This window comes from Companilactobacillus sp. RD055328, assembly GCF_022835675.1.
Lineage (GTDB): Bacteria > Bacillota > Bacilli > Lactobacillales > Lactobacillaceae > BQUT01.
Genome location: NZ_BQUT01000005.1, coordinates 303,011 through 314,275, shown reverse-complemented (window position 1 = coordinate 314,275; position 11,265 = coordinate 303,011). Strand labels below are relative to the sequence as shown.

The window sequence follows — 11,265 nt, the reverse complement described above, 5'->3', positions numbered from 1 at the left end:
AGATATGGAATTAGAATTTTTAGGAACAGGTGCAGGCGTTCCTTCTAAAGGAAGAAATGTTTCTAGTGTTGCATTGAAACTATTAGAAGAGCGCAAGGAAGTTTGGCTATTTGATGCTGGAGAAGCTACACAACATCAAATATTAAGAACTAATATACGACCACGTAAAATTACAAAGATATTCATCTCACATTTACATGGTGATCATATATTTGGTTTACCCGGATTTCTATCTTCTAGAGCTAATCAAGGTGGGAACAGCCCATTAACGATATATGGACCTAAAGGAATTGAACAATTTGTTAAAACTTCATTAAAAATTTCAGAGAGTCATCTGAATTACAAAATCTATTATGAAGAAATTACTGATGGTAAGACTTTATTAGACGATAGTACATTTACAGTTACTGCTAAATTATTAGATCATCGTATTGATTGTTTTGGTTTCCGAGTAGTTGAAAAAGATCATCCTGGTGAACTATTAGTTGATAAGTTACAAGAAATGCAGATTCCAAGTGGTCCTATTTATGGTCGCATTAAAAGGGGCGAAGAAGTTACACTTGATGATGGACGTGTTGTTAATGGTAAAGACTTCATCGGCGAAGCTAAGAAGGGGCGTATTGTTGCAGTTATTAGTGATACTCGCTTTACACCTATGGCAGCTGATCTGGTTAAAGACGCAGACGTTCTTGTTCATGAAAGTACTTTTTCTGCTTCAGAAGCTAAATTAGCCAAGAATTACTATCATTCAACTTCACTACAAGCTGCTAAACTAGCTGAAGAAAATGGAGTGAAGAAGTTATTCTTAACGCATATTTCGGCTCGTTATGCGGGTAAGAATGCTTTGATTCTACAAGATGAAGCACGTAAGGTCTTTGAAAATACCAAAGTTGTACGTGATTTCTATGAGTATAGTATTCCATTTGTAAAGGAGTAGAGTATGAAAGATTTAATGAATAAGACAGTAGTAATTACTGGTGCATCATCTGGAATTGGTAGAGCAGTAGCAATTCAATCTGTTCAACGCGGTGCAAAAGTGATTTTGTTAGCTCGTAATCTTGATAAGTTGAATGAAGTCAAAGATATTTGTAATCAAATATGGGCAAATTCAGCAACGGTATATCAATTAGATATCCAAGATACTGATAATCTTGATGAAGTAGTTACAAATATTGATCAAGTAGATGTGTTATTAAATGCTGCTGGTTTTGGTGACTTTAGTAAGAACTATGTCGATACTGATTTTGCTGATATTAAAGACGTATTCAATACTAACGTTTTAGGCTTAATGTATATGTCGCGTGTGATAGCTAGTAAGATGATTGAACAAGGTTTTGGTCATATTATTAATATTGGATCTATGGCTGGTAAAATACCAACTGCTAAGGCAACAGCATATGCTGCAACTAAGGCGGCAGTAATTGCATTTAGTGATGGCTTGAGATTAGAATTGAAGCCATTCAATGTGCAAGTAACTTCAGTAAACCCTGGACCTGTAGACACTAACTTCTTTGGTATGGCGGATCCGTCGGGTAACTATATTACTAATTTGCAAAAAATGCCGATGTCAGATATGTTATTCTTAAAACCAGATCAGTTAGCTTTAGAGATTGTGAATGCATTTGGCACACATAAACGAGAGATTAACCGTCCAAGAATTATGGCAGTAGCTAGCGTGTTATATAAGGTAGCACCAGAGATTGGTGATTATTTAACTGATAAATTTGGGGATATCAAATAGGGGATGTATATGAAATTAATGACAAAAAAACAAGCAAAATTCTTTTTATCGATAGTATTAGTATTAATTGTAGTTCTATTTTCAATTTTTAATATGGAAACAATTACTGTTAACTTTTTATTTGCTAAATTACAAGTACCGTTAATTATTTTGATAATTGTTACCTTCATTTTAGGAGCGATTGCATCATACTTATTCTCATTTAGTAATAAAAAAGAAGACAAAGAATCTGTTCCAACATCAAAAAACAAAAATACCTCAGAAAATAAGTAATTTTCCCTTGATACTTTAGCTATGTGATAGTATTATTGTAAGAGTTAGTTAAACAAAGCGATTAATAAGGAGTAATTAAATATGGCAGTTCCTAAGAGAAAAACATCAAAACAAAAGAAGCGTCAACGTCGTGGACATATCAAATTAAACACACCAAACGTACAATTTGATGCAGCTACTGGTGAATACCGTGTAAGTCACCATGTATCACCTAAAGGTTTCTACAAAGGTGAACAAGTAGTTTCAGACAACGCAAATGCTTAATTAAAATAGCAATCCAAAAAGACTTAACAGTTATCTGTTAAGTCTTTTTTTTGTAAATAAAAATTTGCTTGTGTTATTTCTTGACTGTTAATACTTATGGATTTTATTATTAAAAAGTAATATAAATTACAAATAATTTAGTTTGAGGAGATTTGAAATGAAGAAAAGTAGATTGGTAAATTCATTATTAGTATCATCAATGGTATTAGGATTAATGGTCAATACAAGTGCATCAGTAGTAAATGCTGAAACAACTAATGACCAAAAAACCGAAAATGTTAAACCAGCAGGTATCGAATTTCAAACAGAAGGTACTCTAAGCTTAAGTGGTTCAGCAATGGATGGCTTAGAACTAGTTTCAAATAACACCGTTACTAGAGGTAATCTACATTTACAATATGATGTTAAATCATACGCATCAATTAATTGGAATGACAAAACAGAAGCAATTTTTAAATTACCTGAGGAATTAAATGAAATTGCTGCGAGTGGAAAATTAATTGATTATATTGAGTCTCCTCATTTTTCATATAACAGTACAATCGGTGGAAACGTAGAACATGATTATACTAAAGGTGAAATGTCTGTTTCAAAGGATCCATACTCAAATGCATATTTACTAAAACTTCAGAATCCGAGAATATCTGGTGTCGGAATTAATACAAAACTAACAGTAAGTATGAATCTAGATTTAGGAGCGTTAGTAACAGATACAGGCATGAGAATCCCACATGCTATTAATAGAGAGAACTATCAATTTGCTACGACATTAGCGGCAGTCGGTGAAATTATTGATTGGGAACTGGTAGGAAATACAAATGGTAGCGATCTAATTCCAGTAGAAGTTCTTGACCCAGGATATGATCTTTTACAAAATGTTCCAACCATTAAAGAACCTGTATATAACACTTCAACAAAAATCAGTGGAGTTGCATATCCTAAATCAGCAATAACAGTACGAGATGCTGCTGATGGTAAGGTTATTGGAAAAGGTGTAACAGATGATAGTGGTATCTATGAAGTAGCAATCCCAAGACAAGCAGTAGGTACAATATTATCAGTTACAGAAAATACAGGTGTTGGTGAAAGTAAACCGACAACAACAATCGTTCAACAAGATCCTAATCAACTATTACCGCCAACTGTTGATACAGGAAATACTATTTCTGAATCAGCAAGAAGTCTAAAAGGTAAAGGGTCAGAGATTTTTGATGTGATTACACTTACGAACTTATCAACGGGAGAAACAATGATTACCCAAGTTTTACCAGGCAATATATGGTTTATTAATAATATTCCAGCAAGTTGGTTCTTTGTGGGTAATATGTTCTCTGTGACAGAGTATAATGGAACTCAGGATGAAACGAGTGATCCATACTACATCACTGTTGTAGCTGATGAGAAATAATTTTTAAAAACATTGTCTAATTGACAATGTTTTTTTGTTGCTCAAATAAAATGTAACAAAAATGTAATATTTATTAAAAATACTTATATATCACCAATATTCATTAGAAATATTCAAAAAGATGAAAAATATTAATTAACCCGGTTAATATTTCACTACAAAAATGATAAAATACGAAAGTAATTTATTTATGTTAATACTTTCTATGAATAAGTATTATAATCGTTAATTCTGGGGAGAAGACAATGGGGAAAAATAATAAAAGAGGGCTTATTGAAGAAGTCACTCGTTTTAAGATGTACAAAGCTGGCAAGAAGTGGGTTGTTGCCGGTATTACTAAGTGTAAATTCATGCTTTTTTCTAAAAAAGATGAATCGACTGTCAAAGTGAACCAAGAACATGATGATGTTCAATATCAAAAAATCCTTGACGACGATAGTGACGGTCTGAGAACTAAACAAGGATTGAAAATAATTGCGGGATTAGCAGCAGGTATTGGCGTAAGTGCCATGGGACATGCTGCTAAAGTTAGTGCTGCCGATGTTAGTGATAACAACGCCGTAGAGAAAAAAGTCGATACGGATGCGCTAGCACAAAAAGATAAAGTTACAATTACTTTAGATTCAACTAAAAATAACAATAACGTAGAAAAAACTTCAACCGAGAACAATAACAATGTAGAAGAAACGGGATTAACTAAAACAGGACCAAGTGCTAATGATGTAAACATTAATGGTTCTGGTGGAGACATTTGGGATAGCTTCGATCAAGAATCCGGAGGTAGTCCAGCAGTTTTTGCGCAACATTTCAAAGGTGCATTATGGGTTGAAATGATTCATTCTGGTACTACTGTGGGGATTGATACAATTGGGGTTGCTCCTAATGGGCAAGTATATTTTGCGGTTCATAATAGCCAAAGTACAGTAATGAAAAACGTTGGATTCAATTTTCAAAATCTTGACGCCCAAATGAGTTCTGGTCAACCAGCAGCGCCTTTTACACAAACTTATGATATTCCTGCTAATTCTACCTTGTACTACTACTTGTCAACTGAGGAACTTACTAATGTAATTAGTCAATTAGAATCTGATTCAAATGGGTATGGATTACTGTATGTATTTGTTGATGGGACTCGTACTGATACTGACTCAAATATGGTTACTAGAGATGATGACTTTGTTAATTCCATCTCAGAAAGTAATAGTAATGATGGGACTGAGTCAGATACTACCAGTCAATCAGAGTCGGCATCAAAAGAGAAATCAGAATCAGAATCTGCTTCTAAAGACAAGTCAGAATCAGAGTCAGCTTCTAAGGACAAGTCAGAATCCGAATCAGCCGGTTCTAAAGAGAAATCAGAATCAGAGTCTGCTTCAAAAGAAAAATCAGAATCCGAATCTGCATCTAGAGACAAGTCAGAGTCAGAATCAGCAGGTTCAAAAGAAAAATCAGAATCAGAGTCTGCTTCAAAAGAAAAATCAGAATCTGAATCAGCTTCAAAAGAAAAATCTGAATCCGAATCAGCTTCAAAAGACAAGTCAGAATCAGAATCTGCATCAAAAGATAAGTCAGAATCCGAATCAGCCGGTTCTAAAGAGAAATCAGAATCCGAATCTGCTTCTAAAGAGAAATCAGAATCTGAATCAGCATCTAAAGAAAAATCTGAATCTGAATCTGCATCAAAAGAGAAATCAGAATCAGAGTCGGCTTCAAAAGAGAAATCAGAATCCGAATCAGCTTCTAAAGACAAGTCAGAATCCGAATCAGCCGGTTCTAAAGAAAAATCAGAATCCGAGTCTGCATCTAAAGAGAAGTCAGAATCCGAATCTGCTTCTAAAGACAAATCAGAATCCGAGTCTGCATCTAAAGAGAAGTCAGAATCCGAATCAGCTTCAAAAGAAAAATCAGAATCCGAATCTGCTTCTAAAGACAAATCAGAATCCGAATCAGCCGGTTCTAAAGAGAAATCCGAATCAGAGTCTGCATCAAAAGAGAAATCAGAATCCGAATCAGCTTCAAAAGAAAAATCAGAATCCGAATCTGCATCTATAGACAAGTCAGAGTCAGAATCAGCAGGTTCTAAAGAGAAATCCGAATCAGAGTCTGCATCTAAAGAGAAGTCAGAATCCGAATCTGCTTCGAAAGATAAATCAGAATCCGAATCTGCATCTAAAGACAAGTCAGAATCCGAATCTGCATCTAAAGAAAAATCAGAATCCGAGTCCGCTTCTAAAGAAAAATCAGAATCTGAATCTGCTTCAAAAGACAAGTCAGAATCCGAATCTGCATCTAAAGAAAAATCAGAATCCGAATCTGCATCTAAAGAAAAATCAGAATCCGAGTCCGCTTCTAAAGAAAAATCAGAATCTGAATCTGCTTCAAAAGACAAGTCAGAATCCGAATCTGCATCTAAAGAAAAATCAGAATCTGAATCTGCATCTAAAGAGAAGTCAGAATCTGAGTCTGCTTCAAAAGACAAGTCAGAATCCGAATCTGCATCTAAAGAGAAATCAGAATCTGAATCAGCTTCAAAAGATAAGTCAGAATCTGAATCAGCATCAAAAGAAAAATCAGAATCTGAATCAGCTTCTAAAGATAAGTCAGAATCTGAATCAGCATCAAAAGATAAGTCCGAATCCGAATCTGCTTCTAAAGACAAATCAGAATCAGAGTCAGCTTCTAAAGAAAAATCAGAATCAGAATCTGCATCTAAAGAAAAATCAGAATCCGAGTCTGCATCAAAAGACAAGTCAGAATCAGAATCTGCATCTAAAGAAAAATCCGAATCAGAATCTGCATCAAAAGAAAAATCAGAGTCCGAATCTGCATCAAAAGATAAGTCAGAATCAGAATCTGCATCAAAAGAAAAATCAGAATCCGAATCTGCATCTAAGGACAAATCAGAATCCGAATCTGCATCTAAAGACAAATCAGAATCCGAATCTGCATCTAAGGAAAAATCCGAATCAGAATCTGCATCAAAAGACAAGTCAGAATCCGAATCTGCATCAAAAGAAAAATCAGAATCCGAATCTGCATCTAAGGACAAATCAGAATCCGAATCTGCATCTAAAGACAAATCAGAATCCGAATCTGCATCTAAGGATAAATCAGAATCTGAATCAGCTTCAAAAGACAAGTCAGAATCCGAATCTGCATCTAAGGATAAATCAGAATCTGAATCAGCTTCAAAAGACAAGTCAGAATCCGAATCTGCATCTAAGGACAAATCAGAATCCGAATCTGCATCTAAAGACAAATCAGAATCCGAATCTGCATCTAAGGATAAATCAGAATCTGAATCAGCTTCAAAAGACAAGTCAGAATCAGAATCTGCTTCTAAAGAAAAATCAGAATCAGAATCTGCTTCAAAAGATAAGTCAGAATCCGAATCTGCATCTAAAGACAAGTCAGAATCCGAGTCAGCTTCAAAAGATAAGTCAGAATCAGAGTCAAGTTCTGAATCAGTAAGTGCAAGTGCTTCAATTTCTGAATCATTATCACATCTTAAATCTGAAACGATACCTGCAAATACTGAGTTACCACAAACAGGAGATACAGATACTACATTACTAGAATCTCTTGGTATAGGTGTACTTGGATTAACAGCCGCTGCTGGTTATCGTCGTAAGAAAAGAAACGAAGAAGAATCAGAAGTGAAAGATAACTAATATAGTTAAAATTAAAAAGATGTTAATTAAATTATTAACGTCTTTTTTTGTTGCATAAATACAATTTTCTTTAGTTTATGGTTATCATTTGTATAATTTATATCTACTTGTTAAAATTTATTTGTAAATTAATTCACAAGGGAGAAAATTATGCGTAATAAAAAAATTATTCCAGTTACAATGTTATCTTTGATGATAGTAACAACAAATATCATTAATGTTAATTCAATACAGGCACAAAAAGATATTAAGATATCAACTTTTATCAAAGATCAAAGTAATGAGAAATTAAAAGGAAGCAATATAACATTGGGAGAAGTAACAGATTATTCTGACGACATAATGTTATCTCAATATGTTCCTACTGCCGTGAATCCACTAAAGCCTTATAGATATAATTCGGTACTTAACAATAACTATCCAATTTATTCTCAGTTAACTAATGGACAATCGGACACAGAAAATATTGTGGATTCTAAATTTGAAATTGGAACAACACTTTACAATGATTCAACGATGCAAGTTACGTATACTTCTGGTGAAAAAACAGGGCGAACTGCGACGTTTGTTCATGTTTCAATGGATGGTAAAACATGGTATTGGATTGATGAACACGCACTTAATTTGGATCTTTCATCCACGTACCCATCAGAGAATAGTAATGGAATAGCTTTACCAGATGGTATGTTTTTAGGAACGACAATTACTTATGGAAATGAAAATATGCCTGTTAACACACAAATGATTAGTAATTCGTATAATGAGAATGGACAAATTATTTATAAATGTACTGCAACAGAAGATAATTTCAAAGAGTACGAAGACCCAGCTTATGCATTACAAATGTTTAGAGAGAATTTTGATAGAGCTATCAAAAGTTGGAATGATGCTATTGATAAAGACAAACCAACCTTTATTAATGCAGATACTACTGATGAGGCTATGACACATGTAATTGGAGTTGGTGATCCTAATAATGGTAGTGCTACAAGCCTTGGCGTTACAAGAATTGATCCTAATCTAGTTAAGTGGGCACTAGATCCAAATAGTAGTGATTATGATATCAACATGTTGTTTATCACTATTCGCCATGAATTAGGTCATGCCCTAGGCTTAGACCATACTTCTGGAGGTCAATATTATGGTATGCCTGATAATTATCGACTGGGTATTGATGATGATGTAATGAACGCTATACTAGTACATACTTCTGGTGGATATCCATGGACACAAAAGACTATTACTAACCGTGATGTTATGGCTATTAAGTTAATGCTAAATAATAATAACTTTGGTAATCCAAGACCAAGTATTGATACTCAAGTGGATAAACAGACCCCAACATTAAGAATCATTGAAAAAAATAGTATCTAATAATCAATACTATTAATATTATCCTCCCAAAATGTTATACTGAGTACATTATAAAGTTTGTTAATTAAGTGTTTTGGGGGATATGTTAATGTGGGGACTTAACAATATTCAATTAAATAAATACAAAAAGCCATATTTTATTTAAATACGGCTTTTTTGCGTATCACGAAGTAGTTTTGAGGGAATTATATGAATTATAAAAAAATGTTGAAAAAGATTAATAAGTTAAGACCAAAGATGGCTCAAATGAGCGATGAAGAATTACAAGCTCAAGTACCAATTATTCGTCAAATGTTGGCTGATGATGTTAAAGAAAGTAAGATTATTATTTATGCTTTCGCGTTAGTTAGAGAAGCCGATAAAAGAATTATCGGCTTGTTTCCAAATGATGAACAAATCTTGGGTGCCATTACTATCTACTATGGTGATATTGCAGAATTGAAAACCGGTGAGGGTAAGACGTTAGTCGCTACAATGCCTTTGTTTTTGCGTGCACTACAGACTAAGGGAGTATTCTTAATTACTACTAACGAATACTTGGCTCATCGTGATTATCAAAGTAATGCTAAGCTCTTCCAATGGCTGGGCTTAACGGTATCTGATGGTATTATGGCATCAATTAAGACTGAGCATGTGCCTTTAGAGAAGAAAAAAGCTGTCTATAATGCTGACATTATCTATACATCTAATTCTGCTTTGGGATTCGATTATTTAATTGATGGCTTAGCATCAAATGAACACTCGCAATATATGTGTGAATTGAATTATGCCATCTTAGATGAAGTGGATTCAATTCTTTTAGATATTGCACAAACACCGTTGTTGATTTCAGGTGCTCCAACAATTCAATCTAATTATTTTCTTATTTGTAACTCATTTGTTCTAACTCTGGAAGAAGATATTGACTATAAATATGACGAAGAGCGTAAGAATGTGTGGTTGACAGCTAAGGGAATCGAGAATGCTAAAGACTACTTCTCTATTGATAACTTATTAGGCTTAGAAAATTTCAAATTATATCAACATATTGTTTTAGCATTGAAGGCTAATTTTACACTGAAAAAAAATCGTGATTACATAATTGATGATGAAGAAATTAAATTACTTGATTATAAGAATGGTCGAATTATGGAAGGTATGAATTTACAAGCCGGTATGCAACAGGCAGTAGAAGCAAAAGAAGAAGTTGAAATAACTATGGAGTCTCAGACAATATCTTCCATTACTTATCAGAATCTGTTCAGAAAATTCAAGATGTTATCCGGTATGACTGGAACTGCAGCCACTAATAAGAATGAGTTCATTGAAACTTATAATATGACTGTTAAAAAAATTAAAACACATAAAAAAAACATTAGAAAAGACCATAAGCATCAACGATTTGTAACTTTTAATGCCAAACTTGCTGCATCGTTAAAGAAGATTATTGAGTTACACGAAGTAGGACGTCCAGTGTTAGTAATTACTGGTTCGGTTGATATTTCAGAGTTGTATTCAATGCATTTACTTAATATGGGAATTTCTCATAACGTGCTCAATGCTAAGAACAATGCTAAAGAAGCAATGATCATTAAAGAAGCTGGTAAAAAAGGTGCCCTTACTATAGCAACCACGATGGCAGGAAGAGGAACTGATATTGGTGTTGATTCTGAGGCCATTGAGTTAGGTGGCTTAGCAGTAGTACTAGGAGAACTAATGCTGAATAAGCGAGTTGAACTTCAAGCTCAAGGACGTAGTGCTCGTCAAGGATTACCTGGTGATACGTATGCCTATGAATCTCTAGAAGATGAAGTTATTAAGACTAATGTTCAAGAAAATATTCAAAAATATTACCAAAGACATATCAATAAACAATCGCCAATCCACTCATTGAGGATCAAACGGCAGTTTACTAAAGCACAGCAAAAATCCGAAGAATCAAGTTATTCAGCGCGTTTTACAAGTCTACAATTCGACGAGATTTTGCGGTTACAAAAAGGTTTTGTAGATAAGAGTCGTGATTTTATATTGGGAATTACAAATGAGTCAGATATTCGTAGAATTATAGTTAATAATGCATACGATACGATTGAGAAGAAATTTAGTAATCAAGCTGAAATTTCTCGTAAAGAACTTAAACAGTTCATTTTTGATAATGTTGATTATAATTTCAAAGAATCAATGTTTAAGAGTGATAAGACAAGTTATTCAACTCAAGAAGCATTAAGTTTCTTGTTAGGAATTTTGGATAATAACTTAGAATCAAGAAAACAAGAATTGAACAATACACAAGCATTTACTGAGTATTTGAAAATAACGGTTCTTAAAGCAATTGATAACAGTTGGAGTCAACAAGTTGATGCCTTAGATCAATTAAGGATAGTGGTAGGACAACGGTCTTCAGCTCAAAGAGATCCAATATTGGAATATGAAAAAGAAGCACGCCAATCTTATGAACTATATCAACAAGTTTGTCAAAATAATATTTTAAGAAATGCGGCTTTAAGCATGATCGAAATTATTAAAGGAGAATTAATAGTTACGTTCCCTTAGGC

The 11,265-nt window shown here is 33.8% G+C and carries 8 protein-coding genes; all 8 read left to right on the top strand.

Features of this window, described 5'->3' with window-relative positions; translation table 11 throughout:
- Window positions 1-4: 4 nt before the first annotated feature.
- The 8 genes from rnz (at window position 5) to secA (ending at window position 11,263) form a co-directional block, all read left to right on the top strand.
- Window positions 5-937: a ribonuclease Z gene (gene rnz, locus RD055328_RS03670; protein WP_244087451.1), complete on the top strand. Its 933-nt coding sequence runs from the start codon at window positions 5-7 to the stop codon at window positions 935-937.
- Window positions 938-940: 3 nt separating this feature from the next.
- Entirely contained in the window at window positions 941-1,741 is an 801-nt protein-coding gene (locus RD055328_RS03665) for an SDR family oxidoreductase (RefSeq protein WP_244087450.1), read from the top strand.
- 9 nt (window positions 1,742-1,750) lie between these two features.
- Entirely contained in the window at window positions 1,751-2,014 is a 264-nt protein-coding gene (locus RD055328_RS03660) for a lipopolysaccharide assembly LapA domain-containing protein (RefSeq protein WP_244087449.1), read from the top strand.
- An 81-nt stretch (window positions 2,015-2,095) separates the two neighbouring features.
- The gene (rpmF, locus tag RD055328_RS03655) at window positions 2,096-2,278 is read left to right on the top strand and encodes a 50S ribosomal protein L32 (RefSeq protein WP_244087448.1); all 183 of its coding nucleotides are present in this window, start codon (window positions 2,096-2,098) and stop codon (window positions 2,276-2,278) included.
- Window positions 2,279-2,435: 157 nt separating this feature from the next.
- Entirely contained in the window at window positions 2,436-3,686 is a 1,251-nt protein-coding gene (locus tag RD055328_RS03650; RefSeq protein WP_244087447.1) for an Ig-like domain-containing protein, read from the top strand.
- A 245-nt stretch (window positions 3,687-3,931) separates the two neighbouring features.
- Window positions 3,932-7,357 (top strand): KxYKxGKxW signal peptide domain-containing protein, encoded by a 3,426-nt coding sequence (locus RD055328_RS07280; protein WP_279593914.1) that lies wholly within the window; start codon window positions 3,932-3,934, stop codon window positions 7,355-7,357.
- A gap of 150 nt (window positions 7,358-7,507) precedes the next feature.
- Window positions 7,508-8,731: a hypothetical protein gene (locus RD055328_RS03630; protein WP_244087446.1), complete on the top strand. Its 1,224-nt coding sequence runs from the start codon at window positions 7,508-7,510 to the stop codon at window positions 8,729-8,731.
- A 189-nt stretch (window positions 8,732-8,920) separates the two neighbouring features.
- The gene (gene secA / locus RD055328_RS03625) at window positions 8,921-11,263 is read left to right on the top strand and encodes a preprotein translocase subunit SecA (protein WP_244087445.1); all 2,343 of its coding nucleotides are present in this window, start codon (window positions 8,921-8,923) and stop codon (window positions 11,261-11,263) included.
- Window positions 11,264-11,265 lie beyond the last annotated feature (2 nt).

Excerpts from the sequence above, each read along its gene's own strand:
- rnz (WP_244087451.1), top strand. The coding sequence starts at position 5 with ATGGAATTAGAATTTTTAGGAACAGGTGCAGGCGTTCCTTCTAAAGGA.
- RD055328_RS03665 (WP_244087450.1), top strand. The coding sequence starts at position 941 with ATGAAAGATTTAATGAATAAGACAGTAGTAATTACTGGTGCATCATCT.
- RD055328_RS03660 (WP_244087449.1), top strand. The coding sequence starts at position 1,751 with ATGAAATTAATGACAAAAAAACAAGCAAAATTCTTTTTATCGATAGTA.
- rpmF (WP_244087448.1), top strand. The coding sequence starts at position 2,096 with ATGGCAGTTCCTAAGAGAAAAACATCAAAACAAAAGAAGCGTCAACGT.
- RD055328_RS03650 (WP_244087447.1), top strand. The coding sequence starts at position 2,436 with ATGAAGAAAAGTAGATTGGTAAATTCATTATTAGTATCATCAATGGTA.
- RD055328_RS07280 (WP_279593914.1), top strand. The coding sequence starts at position 3,932 with ATGGGGAAAAATAATAAAAGAGGGCTTATTGAAGAAGTCACTCGTTTT.
- RD055328_RS03630 (WP_244087446.1), top strand. The coding sequence starts at position 7,508 with ATGCGTAATAAAAAAATTATTCCAGTTACAATGTTATCTTTGATGATA.
- secA (WP_244087445.1), top strand. The coding sequence starts at position 8,921 with ATGAATTATAAAAAAATGTTGAAAAAGATTAATAAGTTAAGACCAAAG.